We start from the raw sequence: 18585 nt of genomic DNA, 5'->3' as shown, positions 1-18585 counted from the left end.
GCTGCGCTCGGGCTCAATCTATCGAACGGGCCGACGTTCCCGTGACCGCGTCGGGACGGGTATCGTTGCGACACGATGAGGATCACGCGGCGCACTCTGCTGGTCGGCGCCGGAGCCGGTGTCCTGGGGGTGCTTCTGGCCTCCTGCACCCCGGAGCCGGCGCCCTCACCCACGCCCGATCCGACCTCCACGACCCCGGCCCCCGAGCCCACGACCCCGAACGTGATCGAGCCGTCGGCTTTCGCTCGCAGCTCCTGGTCGGAGGATCCGTTCTCGCTCGGCGCGGCAAGCTTCACGCCGACGGGTGTGCAGCAAAGCGTGCGCGCAGCGCTGACTGTCCCGGTGCTCGATCGTCTGTTCTTCGCGGGTGAGGCGACGGACGAAGAAGCCCCGGGGACGATGCCGGCGGCGGTTCGATCCGGTGTCGCGGCCGCGGAGACGCTGCTGGACGCGTCGACCACGGGCGATCGCGTCGCTGTCGTCGGTGCCGGGCTCGCCGGTGCTGCTGCGGCGGCTCGCCTTGCTGCGAGTGGTCTGGAGCTGACCGTCTTCGAGGCTCGCGATCGGGTCGGCGGGCGCGTCCAGTCGCATGTGGACGACGACGAGTGGCCGGTTCCCGTGCAGCTCGGCGGGTGGCTCGTCGACGATGCCCTCGACGAGGTCGTCGATCGGCCGGAGTCGATCGACCTCCGAACCGAGACGCTGTCCGGAGCCCTCTGGCGCTCAGCGGAGGGCGACGACCTCGAGGTTGTGTCGGCCAAGCCGCTCACCGATGCGATCGCCGCGGCGCAGTCCCGCGCGACCGATGAATCACTGGCTGACGCCCTGGTCGAAGCCGGCGCGGACCCCGATGACCCCGCCCTGACGGCGCTGCTCGCGTACCTGTCGACAATGTCCGGAGCGGATGCCGACCAGGTTTCGTCCTGGTTCCCTCCGGTGATGCCGCCCATCGAGCGCACCGCCGTGCTCGGCGACCTCGGATCACTGTTCGAGGATCTGCTCGACGGAGCGAAGGTGAGCCTGTCGTCGCCCGTGAGCCGGGTGGCCTACGACGAGAAGGGGGTGAGCCTCGGTGTGGCGACGGGGGAGTCCCTGTCGTTCGACCGGGTGCTGGTGACGGTTCCGCTCGGTGTGCTGAAGACCGACGGCATCGAGTTCTCGCCCGCGTTGCCCTTCGCGCACCGCGGTGCCATCGCAGACCTCGGGATGGGTCTCATCGAGACCGTCTGGCTGCGCTTCGACGAGCCGGTGATCGAGACGGACGCGTCCCTGTGGCACACGGTCGGCGGTGACGCCACGATCCGGACCTGGCTCAACCTCGCTCCCGTAACTGGCGAGAACATCCTGGTGGGGCTCATCGGCGGCGCAGCAGCGGGGGAGTTCGCGAAGCTCGGCGACGATGACGCGCGCACGGCGGCACTCGCTTCCCTCGCGCCGTTCCTCGGCGCGACGGAGTCGCCGACGCCCTGAGTGGGCGGATCGGCAGCATCACGGGGGCGATCTGGCGCTGCTCGGTGATGGTGCTGGTCGTGCGGTCCCGGCTGGTTCTGGTCGCCCGGGTCGTGTCGACGGCGCGGGTCGTGCTGGTCAGCGCTCGTGCTGGTTGTGCTAGCGATGCTGGTGGTGTTGGCTGACCGCGCTGGTCGCGCCGATGCCGGTTTGCCGCGTCTTGAACGAGAGCACCGATGAATGCGCCCTCGCCAGACCGACGCACTCCTCCGATTGCTGGGCCCGTTCGTTCAGATCGCGGCGGGCGGATGTCCGGGGCGATGAATTCGGCTGGCTAGGACGATCAGGGTCGCGATCAGGGCGAACATCGCCAGGGCTGCTGCGCAGGTGATCAGGAACTCCGCCGGTCCGGAGACCTGCCGTGGGTCGAGGAAATAATACGGATACCAGCCGACGAGCGGACCGCGCCACAACGTCACACCGCCCCACGCGAGCGGGAAGGCGAGGCAGGTCGGCACGATCCACCAGCTCACCCTGCGGTGGCCCGGAGTGAGGACCCACGCCACCGCCGTGCACGCCGGCAGGAAGAAGTGCAGCACCTGGTCGGACCAGGGCACATCGACGCGGATGCCGCGGATTCCGGCCTGCCAGACGATGAGCGCAAAGGCGATTCCTGCGGTGATGGTCCAGGTGAGCACCAGCGACAGGGCCACGCTGAACCAGCGCGGATCCGTCGGGCGACGCAGCGCCAGCACAGCGCCGATGATCAGCACCACTACCAGCGCGCAGTTCGACTGCACGGTGAGGTAGGCGAAGAAGTTGTCACCCGCGGTGGTGTGGGAGCTCAGCCCCCAGAACAGCCGATGCACCAGCGCGGTGAGGCACACGCCCGCGGCGGTCAGACGCAGCACGCCGAAGATCGTCCGTGCCCTCACTGTCCGCCGCTGCTCCTCTCTCCGCGCTGAACGCGCCATCCGGCGAGTTTACGTAACTCTCCGGCGGTCCGCGGGGCCGCGCGGGCATCGCCTGCGGACGCGGGGGGGTGTGTGAGTCCATGAACATGCGCCGAATCCATGACCTGAACGCCGAATCGGTCATTGATTCGGCGCATCCTCCTGGATTCGCCGCACCTGTGCGACGCAACGCACCGTCAACTCGCCACACGTCGAGAGGAACGAATGTGGTAACGTTGCCACATTGCGAGCGAGTCACGAAGGAGTGCACGCATGCCCGAACAGGCGCTCGGAATCGGCATCGCCGGTTTCTGGCACGTCCATGCCCACGATTACGCCCGGCAGGCGTCGGAACATCCCGAAACCCGCGTCGCCGCGGTCTGGGACGACGACCCCGATCGTGCTCGCGAGGCGGGTGAACGACTGGGCGTCCCGGTGGCCGACAGCCTCGATGATCTGTTGGCGCGGTTCGACGTCGACGCCATCACCGTGACGTCCGAGACCAGCACGCACAGCGCCGTGATCGGAACGGCGCTCACCGCGGGAGTCCCGGTGTTCACCGAGAAGATGCTCGCGCCCACGGTGGCCGAATGCGAGGCGTTGGTGCGCGCATCGCAGGAGAGCGGGACGGCGCTGGTGGTGTCGCTCCCGCGGTTGGCGGAGCCCGTGATCCGGACGGCGGTCAACCTCGTCGAGTCTGGAGCGCTCGGCGACCTCACCTACGTCCGCGTTCGGATGGCCCACGACGGATGGCTGCGTGGGTGGCTGCCCGAGCGCTTCGCCGACCCGATTGCGGCGATCGGTGGCGCCTTCGCCGACCTCGGGTGTCACCCCGCCTACCTCGTGCAAAGGTTCCTCGGTGCGCAGCCACGTGAGGTTTCCGCAAGCTACGGGCACGTCACCGGCCGCGCCGTCGAGGACAACGCGGTCGTCACAGCGCGCTACGGCAATGGTGCGATTGGCGTGGCCGAGGCCAGCTTCGTCACCACACCCGGAGCCTTCGCCCTCGAACTGCGTGGCACCGAGGCGACGCTCCTCCACGGGTTCGCCCGCGATGGGCTCATCGGCAAGGGTGGCCGATTCGGCGAGGACTGGACACCCGTGCCGCTCGCCGAGGCGGGAACGACACCCTTCGATCTGTGGATCGACGCGATTCGCCGCGGGGCCGACACCGGTGCGAACCTCCGCGCCGCGATCGATCTCACCGCCCTCATCGTCGCCGCCAACATGGCGGCGGAAACCGGGCAGACCGTCACCACGGGGGAGCAGGCTGTCACCACGTCGGATCATTCCGTCACCGGCTCGGCCTACATCACCACCACACAACAGGATCAGGGAGGATCCGAATGAGCACGCAGACCACGCCCCTCCGCATCGGACTGATCGGGGCCGGCGGCATCGCGGGAGCCCACGTGGCCGGATACCGCCACCACCCGGAGCGCGTCGTCCTCGCGGCGATCGCGGATCCGGTGCGCGAGAGTGCGGAGCGGCGCCGTGGCGACGATGCGGGCGTCCAGATCTACGCGGACTATCGCGACATGATCGCCGCGGGTGGGATCGACGCCGTGGACATCTGCCTGCCCCACCACCTGCACGCGGCGGCCATCATCGCCGCGGCTGATGCCGGACTGCACGTGCTGTGCGAGAAGCCGCTGTGTCTCACACGGGAGGAGGCGGCTGCGATCACCGCGGCCGTCGAGCGCACCGGCGTCACCGTGATGTGCGCGCACAATCAGCTCTTCCAGCCCGCTGTCGCCGCCGCGAAGGCCATGATCGACAGCGGAGCGCTGGGCCGGGTCTACGAGGTTCGCACCACCGACAGCTTCTACAACGACTTCACGCCGGAGAGCATGGGCTGGCGGGCGACGGCGGCGACGGCCGGTGGCGGCGAGCTGATCGACACGGGCTACCACCCGCTCTACCTGCTGCAGCATCTCGCCGGCGGATCGCCGGTGGCCGTGACCGCGATGCTCTCGCGTCATCGCCTCGCCTTCATGGAGGGGGAGGATTCGGCGCAGGTGCTCGTCCGGTACGACAACGGCGTGGTGGGACACGTCACCACCAGCTGGGCGTACCAGCCTGCGGTGGGCACGGAGAAGTTCTCGCTCGTCGGCGAGAAGGGTTCGCTGACCTCCGACGGTACGACGCTGACGTCGCGCCTGCGTGGCGAGGAGCCGGTCACGGTGTCCTTCGAGCTGGTGCACGAGTTCGCCGCGGAAGTCGCGCACTTCGCCGACAGCATCCGCGGCGGGACCCGGCCGATCCAGACCCACGAGGAGGGCATCGACGTGCTGGAGGTGATCCTGTCCGCGTACGAGTCCGCGGCCACGGGACGCATCGTGGAGGTGGGAGCCTCGGAGGTGGTCGACGCCTGAGTCGAGTGCCGCCCCGGGTCAGCTCACCCAGGTCTGTTGTGGAGCCGCGGCTTGGGGCGCGGTCGGCGTTCGACCTGGGCTACGCGAGCGGAACGGTGACGGCGGGGAGCGTGGCGAGCATCGCCTCGGCGAGCTCCGCGCTCCGCTCGATCTGAGGCCAGCGTCCCGCGGGAAGGTCGACGGTCGTCACGTCGCGGATCCGCCGAAGCTCACGCGCCGGATCCTGGTCGGCGGCCGTCCAGCGGCGCACGTCGTCGGCGCGGAACTCGGTGGCGATCACGGTGACCGGGATGTCGTAGCGGCGCGGGTCGGTCAGGCGCTGGAGCGAGTCGACGGCGTGCGTCCCGTTCTCCTCGGCGCGGTCGTGCAGGGCCGCGAGACCGGGGTCGGTTTCCGGACGACGTCCACGGGCGTGCGGTGAGAACGGTGCGCACCCGGTGAGGACGCAGGTGCCGTCAGCGCTGGGAAATCCGCCGACGTACACCGCCCGCGCGACGCGGTCGGGTCGTCGGTTGACGGCGGCGTGCACCAGCCCACCGGCCTCGGCATGCGCGACGAGTGTGACGGGGCCCGACGCGCGGTCGATGGCTCCGACGATCTCGGCCACGTGATCGGCGAGCATCATCCCGGTGCGATCCGCGGTGCGCGACGACAGGCCGCGCAGCGTCAGCGCGTGTGGTTCGTGGCCCGCGGCGGCGAGGCGATCGCTCACGTCCTGCCAACTGGACGCGTCCAGCCACAGACCGGGGACCAGGATCACTTCCACACCGCACCTCCTCGACTCAGCGGAAGTACCAGCGTCCGTCCGAGTCGCCCTGTCGGCGAGGGGCTTGTTGGAGAAGCGGCTCTATGCAAGCGCCGTGGGCGAGACCCGAACGAGCGCATTCTGTCTCGTCGCACTCTCCTCGCTCAGCATCCGCGAAGCGATACGAAAAGCGCTCAAGAACCGGAGGCCGGAGTCAGGGAATCGTTCACGGGCGCACGACGGATAGTCACGCGATGCCGGCGGCGAGGGCGTCCTCACACCCGAGCAGCAGCACCCCGGCACTCCACGCGTGCGACAGCGTGAGCAGCATCCCGGGCGGCTGGAAGCACAGTGTCTGGTAGTAGCGCTCCGTCACCATGCCGCGATAGGCGTTGAAATCACCGTCGAAGCGCGCCACGAACTGGCGGAAGCACGCCAGTGACTCCAGCGCGCGCTCGCGGTAGTAGTCGTCGCCCGTCACCTCGGCGAGTTCGAGCATCTCCCGCGTCATCACCAGTCCGTACGCGTGCAGGTGCTGGTTGGAGGTGGAAGCCTGATCGGCGCCACGCGTGCCGAAGCCGTAGACGCCCAGCATCGAGGTAGGCGCGAAGGCGACGTCGTAGGAGTAGCGGAACGTCAGGGCGAAGTCCGCGGCGCGGCGAGCAAGATCGAGCCACCGCGGATGTCCCGTGGCGCGGTGAAGTGCCAGGTACGCCATCACGGCGACGTAGCCGTCCTCGCTGGTGGGGGCGAGATCGACATCCTCCGGGGCGCCGTGCAGATTCTCCGCGTGCACCAGCGCGGCGTAGTGATCGCCGGCACGCTCGGCGGCGGGCAGATAGCGCGGATCCCAGGCCGATGCGTCCGCCAACGCCGCGACCCAGGCGAGTCCCGCACTGCCCTGCCACGAGAGCACCTCGCCGGTCTCCGCGTGGTGGATGCTTCCGAGCGCTCCATCCGGGCGCTGCCGGGCGACCACCGCATCCAGATTCGAGACAACGGCGCGACGCCAGGAGGCATCCCCGGTGAGTTCGACGGCGCGCACCAGGAACTGCGTCGCCTCCCCGAGAGTCCGACTGTGCAGTCCGCGACGATGATGGGTCCAGCTCTGCGTCCACCCGGAGTCGCGATACCAGACGCCCCAAAATGTCCCGCTGGGAGACAGCTCGGCGGTGCAGAAGTCGATGACTCGCTGGGCGGCCCCGCGCAGCTCGGCATCATCGGTGCGGATGGCGTGGCGCAGCATCGCGTACGCCCACGGGATCCCCGACACCCATCCCACGTGCATCGCCTGCCGATCGACGCTCTTTCCGTCGCGACCGCTGACCTCGCGATCGAAGCCGACGGTTTCCAGCAGCACGCCGGGATCCGGGTCGTAGTGCCAGCGCAGCAGTCCACTCGCGGCGAGTTCGGCCGCGGCGGAGACCCCGATCCACGGGCGCAGCGGCGCCGAATCTCGCGTCTGCATGTGCAACTCGCGGAGCACGCGAGCGTAGTCGTGCCGATCCGCCGAGAGCGGGTGTACGCGCACCGACACCTCCACGGTGTCACCCGGCTGGAACCGATGCGTCAACCGCTCCGCCGGACGCGGGACGGCGTCGCCGTAGTACGTGACGGGGAACTCACGCGACGGGAAGGTCGCCGACAGCACGGCGCGCCCGTCCCGCAGCGCGAACCCGAAGCCGGTGAGGCCGAGCGCCGTGCGTGGCGGTGCCGACAGCGCCAGCCCTGCCGCCCCCGGCTCGGGCCAGACCATCACGATCGGCGTCGCCGCACGATCGGAGCGGAAATGCCATTCGTCGCTGACGAACGCGGCGTGGTGCTCGGCGTTCGACGCGCCGGCCACGAATCGCGGGAAGATCCGGTCGTTGTCGGCCGGGCGGTTGTCGCCGAGGAAGGCGCCGGGGATCAGCCACCACGGGTCGCGTGCGTCGGCCAGCTCGATCGAGACCCGCAGTGCGGCCTCCACCGGAGCGTCGCCGTGGAAGGCGGCACGCACGACGAAGACGCCGTCGCTCGCGGGCGCCACGGCGATCGAGAAGTCCGCGGGATTCGCGTCCAGGACGTGGATGATGGGTGCGGCGGTGCGCGTCATGAGCGCGGGTTGCGCCCGGTCATCGCGGCCCGTCGTCGAGGGGCCACTCCAGCAGGTCCACCTCCACGATCGCCGCCTCCGGGTCCAGCGGCACCCGGAACGTGCGCACCTGGTGCGGGCGGAAGGACTCCGTGATCGTGCGGCCCACGAGAGGCAGCTCGACACGAGCCTCCCCCTCCCGTCCGAGAGTCTCCACCGCACGCACGATGAGGTCCGCCGGTGCGCCCTCCGGCACATCCTCGCTGCCCTTGACGGCGCTGACCATCACGGCGCCTGCGCCGTCATCCACGAAGCCGTGCACCGGCGCGAGATCGCCCGCGTGGAACGACTCCTGCTGGGCGCGAACCGGCGCGCCGAGCACGGTGGCCCGCCGCGTGGGCTGCGCCGCGCGCCAGTTGCCGGCGTGCGGGATCAGCTCGAGCGAGAACCGCTGCACGCCCTGATCCTGGAAGGAGTAGATGCCCTCCGCATCCAGCAGGCGCGGGTCGTGCCACGAGTAGACCGGGCTGCGCACCGCCGTGATCCCGATGCTCGGGACGTCTCCGCCGGCGGAACCGGCCGGCGACACATCCCAGCCGTGCTTGTTCGTGCACACCACGGTGAGACCGGCGGGGGAACCGTCGATCGATCCGGTGAGGTCGACCCACGACTGGGCCGGCTCTTCGGCACCGTCCACGGGACGCTCGATCGTGCCGTAGGGGATCTCGTACGTGGCGGCGGGATCGGTGAGAGCCACCGGGAAGCGCAGCTTCAGCAGGTGCGCCTTCTCGCGCCAATCGAGGGTCACGTCGACCCGCACCGCCGGAGCATCGTGCGTGAGCAGGTACTCCTCGATCAGGCGGCTCTCGCCCCAGACGCGTTCGACGCGCACACGGGAGCGCAGCGGGCCGGTCTCGCGCACCACGATCCGGTCGAGGGTCATCGCGGCCCCGGGCCAGGCGTAGGAGATGACGCGATGGCCCCAGGTGTCGGTGGGGTCCTCACAGATGGCGGTGCGCGGGGCGCCGCGGGTGCCGGCCACCGGGTCGAGCCCCGACGCCTTGTGCAGCAGCGAGATCAGATCCCCCGTGGTGGGGTCGAGCTCCACGCGGACGTGATCGTTCTCCAACACGGTGCCATCGTCGGAGACGGACAGCGCCGATCGAGTTGCCCGCGCCGGGCCCGGGAGCAGACGGTAGAGGGCGTAGCCGAGAGCCGGCACATCGGCGCGGAACGTGACGGCACCGCGCCCGCGGTCGCCCGTCGTGGCGGTGGACTGCGTGGCCTGCGACAGCGCCTCGGTGCCGTCGTGATCCACCACGCGCACGCCGTTCGGCTGCACGCCGTACTGCATGTCCACCTCCACCGACACCGGCCACGGGTGCGGATTGAACACCACGATGGGCTGCGTGGCGGGGTCCATCGGGATGTCGATCCGCCGCGCGATCCGGTTGTGCACGCGGGTGATGATGCGCTTGGAGATAGCGACAGCCTCGCCGAGCTGATCGCGCGCGTCGTCGTAGGACGGCTCGATGGCCGAACCCGGCAGGATGTCGTGGAACTGGTTGAAGAGGATCTGCTTCCACGCGCGCTCGAAGTCGTCGCGCGGGTAGTCGGCACCCGTCAGCACGGTGTCGATGGCCGCCCAGCGCTCCGCCGAGAGCACGGCATACTGTGCGCGCCGCTGCCACGCCTTGATGCCGGAATGCGCGGAGTAGCAGCCGGGGGCGTGGTGCTGCAGGTCGTCGCGGCGCACCGCGAGGGAGTCGAGGAACGCGTCGCCGCGGGCGAGCATCTCGTCGAAGTACGCGCGTGGTGACGACATCGTCATCCTCCCGAAGGTTCCCATCCGGTCGTAGCGGTGGATCGAGTCGATGTTGGCCTTCGTCGGGCCACCGCCGTGGTTGCCGACGCCATAGAACACCATCGCCTCGCCGAGCGATCGATCCAGCTGGCCCAGCGACTTCTCCGTCTGGCCCGCGACGTCTCCCGGCGGGCTGCAGTACTCGAACGGGATCCGGTACCCGAGCACGCGCGAGCCGTCCGGCGACTCCCAATGGAACAGCGTGCCGTCCAGGTCGCCCTCGTGCGGGCCCGGTCGCAGGAAGCAGTAGGAGTCGATGCGCTGTCCGCGCAGGATCTGCGGCAGGCTCGCGCTGTGACCGAACGGATCCACGTTCATGCCGGCCGTGGCGATCGTGCCGAAGCGGTCGTGCAGGTAGCGCTGGCCATACAGACCCTGGCGCGCGAACGACTCGCCCATCGGCATGTTGCAGTCCGGCTCCACCCACCAGCCGCCGACGTTGACCCAGCGGCCCTCGGCGACGCGCTCTGCGATGCGCGCGAACATCTCCGGATCCTGCTCCTCCACCCACGACAGCAGCACGATCTGATCGCAGGTGAACACGAAGTCGGGATACTCGTCCATGCGATCCAGGGCGCTCGCGAAGGTGGCGCGCGCCTCCTGATACCCCTCCTGCCACGGCCACAGCCACACCGGGTCCAGGTGAGCGTTGCCGATCATATGCAGGGTGCGATCGGGGGTGGCGGCGGGACGGGAGACGTGTGCGAGGAAGGCGGGCTGCGCTCCCGAAGGGGCGTTCGCAATCGGCGCGCGTTCGTGGTCGATGGTCATGACGGCTCCTCTCCGGCGGCCCATGCGTCCAGCATCTCCGACAGCGCGTGCAGGAGGAAGGTGTGCAGCTCCTGGATCCGCGGGGTCTGGGTGCTCGGTGCGAGCAGAGCGTGATCGGCGAGCGCGAGGGACGCGCCGCCGTCGCCCCCCGCGAACAGCAGGGTGGTGGCTCCCGCATCGCGAGCGGCGCTGAGCCCACGCACGATGTTGGCGGACTTGCCGGAGGTGGTGAACGCAGCGACCACATCGCCCGGGCCGGCGAGCGCCTCCACCTGGCGGGAGAACACGTCTTCGAACGCGTAGTCATTGGCGATGCAGGTCGACACGGTGGCATCCGTCGTGAGCGTGACGGCGGGAAGCGGGCGTCGGTCGCGCTTGTAGTGCCCGATCAGCTCACCGGTGAAGTGCTGCGCGTCGGCGGCGCTGCCGCCATTGCCGAAGGTGTACAGGGTGCCGCCATTGGCGAAGGCGCGGATGAGCACCGCGCCGATCGCGCGGACGTCATCCAGCAGATCGGTGGCGTCCTCGGCCACGCGGATGTGCGTGCCGAGTTGCGAGTCGAGCCAGTCAGACATGGGCGGAATCCTTCGTGGGCGATGTCGTGGTGCGGACGAGGTCGAGGGCGCGCGCGCCGGCGCCCACCACACACACCTCGTCGCCGAGGCCGGCGAGGCAGACTTCGACGGCCGCGGCCGCGGGGGGCATGGCGGTGGTGCGGACGGTCTCGCGCACCGGATCGAGCAGCAGCTTCCCGGCGCGGGTGACGCCGCCACCGAGCACTACCACGTGCGGTTCGAAGAGGTTCACCAGATCGGTGACGGCCTGCCCGAGCAGCGCGGTGGTCTCATCCCACACGGCGGCGGCGAGCGTGTCCCCGGCCGCGGCGGCGCGGGACACGTCCTCCGCACGCACGGTGTCGAGATCGCGCAGCGACGAGGGGGTGTGGACCGAGGCGAGCAGCTCGTTCGCCCGCACGGCGATGTTGGTCCCGGACGCGTAGGCCTCCAGGCAGCCGCGACGACCGCAGGCGCAGAGCCGTCCGCCGGGTCGCACCGTGAGGTGGCCGAACTCGCCGCCGTTGCCGGCCGCGCCGCGGTGCAGCATGCCGTCGATCACGGCACCGCCCCCGACGCCCGTGGACAGCGTGAGGTACAGCGCGGTGTCCGCATCGGCTGCCGCGCCGTAGCGGTACTCGCCGAGAGCGCCCGCGGTCGCGTCGTTCTCGAGCACCGCGGGAACGCCGAAGAATTCGGACGCGAGCGCGACGATGGGCACATCAATCCAGCCCGGCAGGTGCAGTGGATTCGTGAGCACGCCGCGGACGGCATCCAGCGGCCCGCCGCAGCTGATCCCCACCGCGGCGGGGGCGCCGACACCGGCGGCCGCGATGCTGCGGCGACCCATGTCGAACAGGTGCGCGATCACGGCTTCGGGGCCGCGCTCCTTGCGCGTGGGTTCCGAGAGGAACCCGTGGGTGCCGCCGTCGGCCGACACCATCGCGACGGCGAGCTTCGTGCCGCCGATGTCCAGCGCGAGCACGGGCTGCTGCGTTGCCATTCGTTCCTCCGGACTCCACGGTGAGCGATGAACGCCCAGTGTGACATCGTTCCCACATCATAGCAAGACGATGTGCCGCCACAAGATCCGAATCGGTTCGGATCCGGCTCAGACGGCGGGAGGAGCGATGGATCCGCGATCCAGGAAGCTGGTGGGCAGCACCAGGGTGCGCACCGGCGCATCGGGGGTATCGATGCGCTCCAGCAGCGCGCGCAGGGCGGTCGCGCCCAGCGCTCCGGCGTCCTGCTGGCGGGTCGAGACCCCCGGACGCACCATGCTCATCCACGGGGCATCGTCGAAGCCCACCACGCTGACGTCCTCCGGTATGCGCAAGCCGAGCTCCGCCGCGGCGCGCCAGGTCCCCTCGGTGAGGACGTTGTTGGCCGCGAACACGGCGGTCGGACGGTTCGGCAGGGAGAGCAGATGGTGGGCGGCAGCGGCAGCCTCACCGGCGTCCCAGCCCGCCTGCACGACCAGCGACTCGTCTGGGCGAATACGCTCGGCGGCCAGGGCGTCCAGATAGCCGCGCTGTCGCTCGTCACCCGTTGTCCACTCGGTCTCATCGATCAGCAGCGCGATGCGGCGGTGCCCTGCGGCGAGGAGTCTGCTGGTGGTGTCGCGAGCGGCGGCACGGTTGTCCACCACCACGGCGTCGGTGCCATCGGCATCGAAACGGCGGTCCACCTCGATCAACGGAACGCCAATGCGCGTCAGATACTCGCTCAGGCCACGGGTCACGGGGGTGGCGATGACGCCGGACACGCGTGAGGCGACGAGCGCCTCCGCGGCATCGATCTCACCCGTGCTGTCGCCATGCAGATCCACCAGCACGAGCGTGCGACCGTGAGCGCGCGCCTCTTGACCGATGCCGGAGGCCAGTTCCGCATAGAAGACGTTGCGCAGGTCGGAGACCAGAACGCCGACGGAGCGGCTCGTGCGCTGTTTCAGGCTCCGCGCGGTGGCGTCCACCACATAACCGAGCTCCTTGGCCACGGCGCGTACGCGCTCGCGGACCTCGGGGGCCGCGTAGCCGTTGCCCGACATCGCGCGCGAAGCGGTGGATCGGGAGACTCCCGCGGCCTCCGCGACTTCGCGGATCGTCGGGCGGGTCACCGGGGAGCGGCGCTGCCCGCTCACGGTTCGTCGACCTCGACGAGAGCCTCGGCATGCTGGCCGAGACGGAGATCACCGATGGTGACGTCCACGGCGACGCGTCGGCGTCGGCCCCCGGTCGAGGGTGTGACGATGAACTGCACGGCGGCCTCCTCGCGGGGATCGAGCTCCAGCTCGACCTCCGGCTGGGACGAGCGCCAGCCTATCGGCAGCACCGGTCTCAGCCGCGCGACGGCGCGGTGCGGCAGGGGATTGCGCACCTCCACGGTGTATTCCAGCTCGTCATCGATCCGTGCTCGGCGACGGTAGGGGAGCAGTCGTGCCGCCTGTCCATCGGGACCGATCGCGACGTCCTCGAGGGGGAGAAGGCGCTGATGCAGCGCGTCGACCAGCTCGGCAGACTCCGCGAGGTAGTCGAGGTACGCATCGTCCACCCAGCGCGGCTCCCAGTGGCCGCTTGCGAGCAGTCCCGGCGCGAGTCGCCGGTACAGCGCCGCGCTCTGGCCGTAGTCACCGAGGCGGAACAGGTTCCGGTACTGGTAGTTCATGATGTCCCGGCGTCCGTCGCGTCCGCCGAGACCCTCCTGCTGATCGCCGGTGAAGACCACGGTCAGCTCGTCCACCTCCAGCTCGTACGCCACCGCGTACAGGGTGTGCCCGGGCTGCGGGTGCGGGGTGATCGTGTACTCGTTCCAGTGCACCGGCTCGCCGAGCGTCAGCACGCGATCCGCCGGAATCGGGTCGTACCACTGGCAGGGCAGATCCTCACGCCAGGGATCGGCCATCACCGGAGCCACGTTCTCCGGGATCCACAGTTCGGTGCCCTCCATCTCCCGCAGCAGCGGCATGCCGGCGATGTGATCGTCGTGATAGTGCGTGGGCAGTGCCACCGTGATCCGCATCACCCCGTAGTCGCGGCGGAGCGCGGGCAGCGAGGCGAGCCACGGACGCCGCGCGGCACGTTCCTGCCCTGGCGCGAGCCCGGTCGTCATGTCGTAGCCGTAGTCGATGATCAGCGCTTCACCGGTCTCGGAAAGCAGAACGTACGAGCACGACATCGACGTGCGATTCAGCAGCAGGTGTGGGGTCAGGGCGACGAACGGATCGTCGAGTCGCGCTTGCAGGTCCCACGGGTAGGACCGCCGGGAATCGACGTACTCCTGCATCGTGCGGGCCAGCGCGTCCAGCGCGCCCGCGGCGTCCTCCATCACCTCGCCGTGCGAGGGTGCGAGGCGGGTGACACCCTCGGCGATGAGGATCCGCGCGCTGAGCACGGTCATCGCCGGGCCCTCGTTCTGCGTATACGACCACTGCGTCGCCGCCAGCGACCAGACCTTCCCCGGTGCGTAGATGAGATCTCCGGAGAACGCGATCCGTGCGTCGTCGCGATCCAGCAGATACGAGACGGAGCCGATCGTATGACCCGGGGTCGGGAGCACGCGCAGCGTGACGCCCGCGACGTCCATCGTGCGGTACTCCGGGACCACCGCGTCGACCGGTACCGGCTCGAGGAGGGAGAAGCGGTCCTGGCGCAGGTTGTAGTCGTTGTCGAGCTGCCGGGAGTCCCACATCTCGTCGACGCGGTCGAACAGCTCCCGCTCCACGGGCGGCACGTGGATGCGGGCTCCGTGGCTCGCCGCGAGGGGGAGTCCCTGGGCCTGGTCGCGGTGATGGTGAGTCATCAGCACGTCGGTGATCCGGCGGATCCCGAGCTCTGTGAGGTGTTCCAGCGCGAGTCCTGCGCCGAAGTCGATCGCCACCGCATCGCGTTCGCCCTCGGGCACCGCGGGATCGACCACGAGGTAGACCGCACAGGTGTCGGCGATGCGCCAGACGCCGCGTGCCACCTCGACCGGGGTGCTCATCGTCGGCTCTCGCGGTAGTCGCTCCAGGTGCGCGCGATCTCGGCGAGGTGCTCCGCATCGATCGGCTCCGCTTGGCTCACCTGCTCGATGTAGTAGAGCGCGGGAACGCCGAGACCCACCTGCGTGCGCGCGTAGTCGAGCCACTCGTCGCGATTGGGCATGGGCCACTGGTCGGTGTCGACCGGGTGGTGCGGGAGCGCGGCGGCGATGATCTCGTGACGGGCGCGCAGCTGGGCTGCGACGGAGACGGGAGCGCCGGTGGTGTCGTGCTCGAGCACATCGTTGGTGCGGATCATGTCGGCGATATCGCCGAAGGAGGGGTGCACGGTGTGGGTGATGACAAGCGCGTCGGGCTTCGTCCGCTTCGCGGCCCCGTGCAGTCGCGAGACGAGCCGGTGCAGCGCGGCGATGCCCCACACGCCGTCGCTGTCGGGGGCGGAGCGCAGCATCGTTCCGCTGGGCGTGCGCTGGGTGAAGTCCACCTTGAAGCCGTCGGCGTTCAGGCCCCCCGGCGACAGCAGCCTGTCCACGATGCTGTCGAGGCGGCGGAGATACGCGGGGCTGCCCGGGTCGACCGCCACCGGGCGATCTGCGGCATCGGTGACACACTCGGATGCCGGGAGGCCCGCCGGATCCCAGGCCTTCCACCACAGCAAGACCCGTCGGCCCAGCTCGTGCTGGCGGGCGATCCAGCCGCGCATGTCGGGCCAGGCGTCGGTATCGGGTTCGGCGGTGCCGTACTGCGCCTGCCAGCGGTCGTCGATGACGATCGTGCCGGGATCGAGCGCTGCGGCCGTGAGTCTCGCGAGGAACTCGTCGTAGATGTCCTGCCGGCAGAGGTCCGGGGCAGGGGCGCCGCCGCGGGCTACCTGTGCACCCCAGCCGCAGAAGAGCGGCTCCAGCCACCACGGTGACGGGGTGTGTGCCGCGGTGGGAGCGAAGCCATGGGCGACGAGGTCATCGCGGTAGCCGCTGAGGGCTTGCGCCGGGGCATCGACGGGCGAGAGGACCACGGTGGGCGAGCGCCACACGCCGTGGACCGCGGTGTGGCCTTCGAACGAGAGGCGCAGCAGCGCGCCGTCATCGACCGGGTCGAAGCGCATGGTCGTGAAGCCGAGGTTGGCGACGTCGTCTCGCAGCCAGGCGGCCAGCCAGGGGCCCGGCGGAGGGGTGAAGGGGTCCGTCACGGGTGCGCGGCCGAAGGCGATTGCCAGCGGAGGCGGCGAGAACACGCCGTTCAGGCGGCCGGGGTCGGCGTCTCCCACCACACCGAGCGAGGCGGCCGACCAGATCGGACGCACGAAGGCGACCGGCTCGGTGGGGCTGGGAACGTAGAGCGACTGCGCGTCGAAACCGGAGCGGAAGACGCCGGAGGCTCCCGTCGGGAGGATGCCGTCGCCGCCGAGAATCGTGATGTCAGTGAGGTCGCCATCACCGTGCGCCTCGAGAGTGAGTTCCACGGCGTCGTTCGTGCAGCGCAGTTCGAGGACGCGTGCATCCCATGCCGCGGATTCTGTGCGGACGCGGATGACGATCGCGTCGTCGTGTGTTGCCACTTCGGGTTCGTGGTGGCGCATGCTCTCGTCGCGCGCGGTGCGCGTGTGTGCGCTGGAGAGTGCGCACAACCGCATCCAGCGGGTGCCGTCCGCGGCGGAGAGCTCGAAGTACGGCGAGCGCCGGAGGCCGTCGGGGCCGGGTTTCCACGAGAGGGAGTAGGAGGGTGTGCGCACCGTGATCCGGTCGGGCGCACTCGTCAGCGAAGGCGCGGAGCTCATGCTCACATTGTATGTGACAACGTTCCCAGAGGTGTAGGGGATCAGGAGCGCAGCGCCACGCGGGTCTGCGTTTGCGCCGCACCGCAGTCCCGCTTCAGACGGCGCAGCAGCTGGTCGAGTGCACCGGTATCGCGAACGCGGGCCCGCAGCAGGTAGTCGTACGGCCCGGTGACGTGCACGGCGTCGACGATCTGCTCGATCGGCGCGATGTTGGTCGTGAAGGTCTCGTCATCAGTCACCGAATCGAACCGGACGTCGATGAACACCTCGAGGCCACCGCGTAGTCCCGGAGCATCCGAGCCGGTCAACACCGTGTAGCCGAGGATGACGCCCTCGGCCTCCAGGCGTCGCACCCGCGCGGCGGTCGCGTTCGTGCTGAGTCCCACCATGCGTCCAAGCTCACTGAACGAACGGCGCGCGTTCTCCTGCAGAAGACCGAGGATCTTCTCGTCCTGGCTGTCCATGGCGTACAGATTAGCCGCGGGGCGGAGGGGGCGTGCGAGTGGGGTGAGGGGCCATGTCCAGCACGGGCCGATCGAGCAGCTGAATGATCTGATCGACGGGGGAGCGATGACGCCGGGTGCTGTGGAGGGCATCACGGGGATCGATTGGGGACGGGTGGAGGCGCTCCTCGGGCAGCCGCCGTCGCATCGGGGGATCGAGACATCGTCCAGCCTCAGCGTGGACGAGACCGCTCGAATCTCGCAGTTGGCGGCTGCCCTGGCATGCGGCGCGGAGATCGAGGCCGCCGCGCGGATTCGAGCCGTCTCTGAGTTGCTGACGATCGCGCTGGAGTTGAGCCCCGCGATGCTCGCACGCTGCTGCGGGTCGATACCGACCGCATCGTCATCGCGCTCCGTGATCCGGCGCTGCTGTCTGCCACGGAGAAGCTCCCGTCGGCATTGCGGGGACAGTGGCTCGTCAGCGTGTTGAACCTCGCCATGCCGGCCTAGGTCTGCTGATAGACGACGACCGCGACTCGGTCGTCGGTGCAGATCTGCACGTACCAGATGCCTTCTTCGCCGTCCTCGCTGAGGCAGTGGAGGGGAATCCAGGCGAGGTGGCGCATGCGCCGGTCGCAGTCGGGGCAACGTGCATACTCTGCGTCCTGCAACCACAGCGGGTGACCGCCGACGACGGGCACCTCATAGCAGTCGGCGTGAGTTCGCCAGAGCCCGGTGTCGATGGAGTGGGTAGCCGAGCCGCCCGCGTACTCGGTGGCGGGTGTCCACGTGACGGGCAGGGAGAACTCTGGGCCCCCGAGTTCGGGCTCGATCGCGCTCGTGGACTCGATCCGGCTGGTTCCGTCGGTCTCGTATCGGACCCAGTCGCAGACGCTGTCTCCGTTCGCTTCCGTGAGCATCGAGCACGATGGACACACGGGGATGGACACCACTCCCCCAAGCTCGAACGCGAGGAAGCGCGGGTGCGCTCCCGTGATGGTCACTGCATTCGTGAGCGTCCCGCCGCATCGGGGGCACCGGCCGTCGGCTGTTCCCCCGATGACGTCACCATCCGGTGGAGCTTCACTCGGCTGGAAGGCGACCGCGGCGGGAAAGGTCAGATCGCGACGTGTGCCGTCGGCGGTCGGCTCCCAATCGGCCTGCAGGGCGTACACCTCCGGGCCGACGTACAGGCGCTCTCGCCAGGACGGCGGACTCTGCTCCCACGCTCGAAATCGCGATGCCACCGCATCGTCGCCGATGAACGCCAGCGCGTGCAGTGCGTTTCCTGCTGCCGCTCCGGGGCTGTCCTTGAGGGATGCGAACAAGCGATCCCTGGTCGCGGGCGAGGCGTCCTTCAAGAGGAACGACGGGCTGTCCTCCGCGTGCGGTGCATCGGCGAAGGCGCGACTGTCGAGGTCTCGGAGCGCGACCAGGTCGACAGCCTCGGCGGACGGCTCCGATCTGCGGTGACTCTTTCGCTGCGCACTCAACTCCGTGAGGCGGCCGGCTGCCTGCTCCTGCGTCAGCGTCATGATCGCCTCGTAGCGTTTGCGCTGCGTGCAGCGCCGGCATTCGCGCTTGCCGTAGTGGGGCCGTCC

General features: G+C 69.7%; 15 protein-coding genes. 4 read left to right on the top strand and 11 right to left on the bottom strand.

The features are described 5' to 3' along the window. Positions 1-75: 75 nt before the first annotated feature. The gene (locus tag ABTV68_RS19450) at positions 76-1470 is read left to right on the top strand and encodes an FAD-dependent oxidoreductase (protein ID WP_433675317.1); all 1395 of its coding nucleotides are present in this window, start codon (positions 76-78) and stop codon (positions 1468-1470) included. A gap of 269 nt (positions 1471-1739) precedes the next feature. On the opposite strand, the gene ABTV68_RS19445 is transcribed toward ABTV68_RS19450, so the two are convergent. After that, positions 1740-2384: a Pr6Pr family membrane protein gene (locus ABTV68_RS19445; protein WP_433675316.1), complete on the bottom strand. Its 645-nt coding sequence runs from the start codon at positions 2382-2384 to the stop codon at positions 1740-1742. Positions 2385-2675: 291 nt separating this feature from the next. Here ABTV68_RS19445 and ABTV68_RS19440 point away from each other — a divergent pair, with 291 nt between their 5' ends. Continuing rightward, complete coding sequence (locus tag ABTV68_RS19440; protein ID WP_433675315.1) at positions 2676-3752, top strand: Gfo/Idh/MocA family protein; 1077 nt, start codon at positions 2676-2678, stop codon at positions 3750-3752. Continuing rightward, entirely contained in the window at positions 3749-4777 is a 1029-nt protein-coding gene (locus ABTV68_RS19435) for a Gfo/Idh/MocA family protein (RefSeq protein ID WP_433675314.1), read from the top strand. Before ABTV68_RS19440 ends, ABTV68_RS19435 begins: the two co-directional genes overlap by 4 nt. 79 nt (positions 4778-4856) lie before the next feature. Here ABTV68_RS19435 and ABTV68_RS19430 read toward each other — a convergent pair whose 3' ends face one another. The 9 genes from ABTV68_RS19430 to ABTV68_RS19390 all read right to left on the bottom strand — a co-directional run bounded on the left by ABTV68_RS19430 (position 4857) and on the right by ABTV68_RS19390 (position 17005). Next, positions 4857-5543: an esterase/lipase family protein gene (locus tag ABTV68_RS19430; RefSeq protein WP_433675313.1), complete on the bottom strand. Its 687-nt coding sequence runs from the start codon at positions 5541-5543 to the stop codon at positions 4857-4859. Between the two features lie 226 nt (positions 5544-5769). Then, a complete protein-coding gene (locus tag ABTV68_RS19425; RefSeq protein WP_433675312.1) occupies positions 5770-7617 on the bottom strand; it encodes a hypothetical protein in 1848 nt (615 codons plus the stop codon). Positions 7618-7636: 19 nt separating this feature from the next. Next, on the bottom strand, positions 7637-10231 hold the full coding sequence (locus tag ABTV68_RS19420) for an alpha-mannosidase (RefSeq protein WP_433675311.1): 2595 nt from the start codon (positions 10229-10231) through the stop codon (positions 7637-7639). Next, on the bottom strand, positions 10228-10806 hold the full coding sequence (locus ABTV68_RS19415) for a D-sedoheptulose-7-phosphate isomerase (protein ID WP_433675310.1): 579 nt from the start codon (positions 10804-10806) through the stop codon (positions 10228-10230). The genes ABTV68_RS19420 and ABTV68_RS19415 overlap by 4 nt, the downstream gene beginning before the upstream one ends. Beyond that, positions 10799-11788 (bottom strand): ROK family protein, encoded by a 990-nt coding sequence (locus ABTV68_RS19410; protein ID WP_433675309.1) that lies wholly within the window; start codon positions 11786-11788, stop codon positions 10799-10801. Before ABTV68_RS19410 ends, ABTV68_RS19415 begins: the two co-directional genes overlap by 8 nt. A gap of 108 nt (positions 11789-11896) precedes the next feature. Further along, positions 11897-12925 carry a LacI family DNA-binding transcriptional regulator gene (locus ABTV68_RS19405; RefSeq protein WP_433675308.1) on the bottom strand — a complete coding sequence of 343 codons (1029 nt, stop codon included), beginning with the start codon at positions 12923-12925 and terminating at the stop codon, positions 11897-11899. Beyond that, a complete protein-coding gene (locus tag ABTV68_RS19400) occupies positions 12922-14766 on the bottom strand; it encodes an MBL fold metallo-hydrolase (RefSeq protein WP_433675307.1) in 1845 nt (614 codons plus the stop codon). Before ABTV68_RS19400 ends, ABTV68_RS19405 begins: the two co-directional genes overlap by 4 nt. Further along, positions 14763-16541 carry a hypothetical protein gene (locus ABTV68_RS19395; protein WP_433675306.1) on the bottom strand — a complete coding sequence of 593 codons (1779 nt, stop codon included), beginning with the start codon at positions 16539-16541 and terminating at the stop codon, positions 14763-14765. The genes ABTV68_RS19400 and ABTV68_RS19395 overlap by 4 nt, the downstream gene beginning before the upstream one ends. Positions 16542-16582: 41 nt before the next feature. Continuing rightward, the gene (locus ABTV68_RS19390) at positions 16583-17005 is read right to left on the bottom strand and encodes an Lrp/AsnC family transcriptional regulator (RefSeq protein WP_433675305.1); all 423 of its coding nucleotides are present in this window, start codon (positions 17003-17005) and stop codon (positions 16583-16585) included. Between ABTV68_RS19390 and ABTV68_RS19385 the strand changes: the two genes are divergently transcribed. Further along, complete coding sequence (locus ABTV68_RS19385) at positions 16929-17474, top strand: HTH domain-containing protein (RefSeq protein WP_433675304.1); 546 nt, start codon at positions 16929-16931, stop codon at positions 17472-17474. The two genes, ABTV68_RS19390 and ABTV68_RS19385, sit on opposite strands and share 77 nt — an antisense overlap. A gap of 16 nt (positions 17475-17490) precedes the next feature. Here ABTV68_RS19385 and ABTV68_RS19380 read toward each other — a convergent pair whose 3' ends face one another. Continuing rightward, complete coding sequence (locus ABTV68_RS19380) at positions 17491-18519, bottom strand: hypothetical protein (RefSeq protein WP_433675303.1); 1029 nt, start codon at positions 18517-18519, stop codon at positions 17491-17493. Positions 18520-18585: the final 66 nt, after the last annotated feature.

Source organism: Microbacterium gorillae (genome assembly GCF_050990725.1).
Classification (GTDB): domain Bacteria; phylum Actinomycetota; class Actinomycetes; order Actinomycetales; family Microbacteriaceae; genus Microbacterium; species Microbacterium gorillae_A.
The sequence above is the reverse complement of the archived record's forward strand: the minus strand, read 5'-3'. Positions and strand labels throughout refer to the sequence as shown.

Bases quoted from the DNA above. Each gene is read 5' to 3' on its own strand.
- ABTV68_RS19450 (WP_433675317.1), top strand. From the start codon at position 76: ATGAGGATCACGCGGCGCACTCTGCTGGTCGGCGCCGGAGCCGGTGTC.
- ABTV68_RS19440 (WP_433675315.1), top strand. From the start codon at position 2,676: ATGCCCGAACAGGCGCTCGGAATCGGCATCGCCGGTTTCTGGCACGTC.
- ABTV68_RS19435 (WP_433675314.1), top strand. From the start codon at position 3,749: ATGAGCACGCAGACCACGCCCCTCCGCATCGGACTGATCGGGGCCGGC.
- ABTV68_RS19425 (WP_433675312.1), bottom strand. From the start codon at position 7,617: ATGACGCGCACCGCCGCACCCATCATCCACGTCCTGGACGCGAATCCC.
- ABTV68_RS19420 (WP_433675311.1), bottom strand. From the start codon at position 10,231: ATGACCATCGACCACGAACGCGCGCCGATTGCGAACGCCCCTTCGGGA.
- ABTV68_RS19415 (WP_433675310.1), bottom strand. From the start codon at position 10,806: ATGTCTGACTGGCTCGACTCGCAACTCGGCACGCACATCCGCGTGGCC.
- ABTV68_RS19410 (WP_433675309.1), bottom strand. From the start codon at position 11,788: ATGGCAACGCAGCAGCCCGTGCTCGCGCTGGACATCGGCGGCACGAAG.
- ABTV68_RS19400 (WP_433675307.1), bottom strand. From the start codon at position 14,766: ATGAGCACCCCGGTCGAGGTGGCACGCGGCGTCTGGCGCATCGCCGAC.
- ABTV68_RS19395 (WP_433675306.1), bottom strand. From the start codon at position 16,541: ATGAGCTCCGCGCCTTCGCTGACGAGTGCGCCCGACCGGATCACGGTG.
- ABTV68_RS19385 (WP_433675304.1), top strand. From the start codon at position 16,929: ATGCGTCCAAGCTCACTGAACGAACGGCGCGCGTTCTCCTGCAGAAGA.
- ABTV68_RS19390 (WP_433675305.1), bottom strand. From the start codon at position 17,005: ATGGACAGCCAGGACGAGAAGATCCTCGGTCTTCTGCAGGAGAACGCG.
- ABTV68_RS19380 (WP_433675303.1), bottom strand. From the start codon at position 18,519: ATGACGCTGACGCAGGAGCAGGCAGCCGGCCGCCTCACGGAGTTGAGT.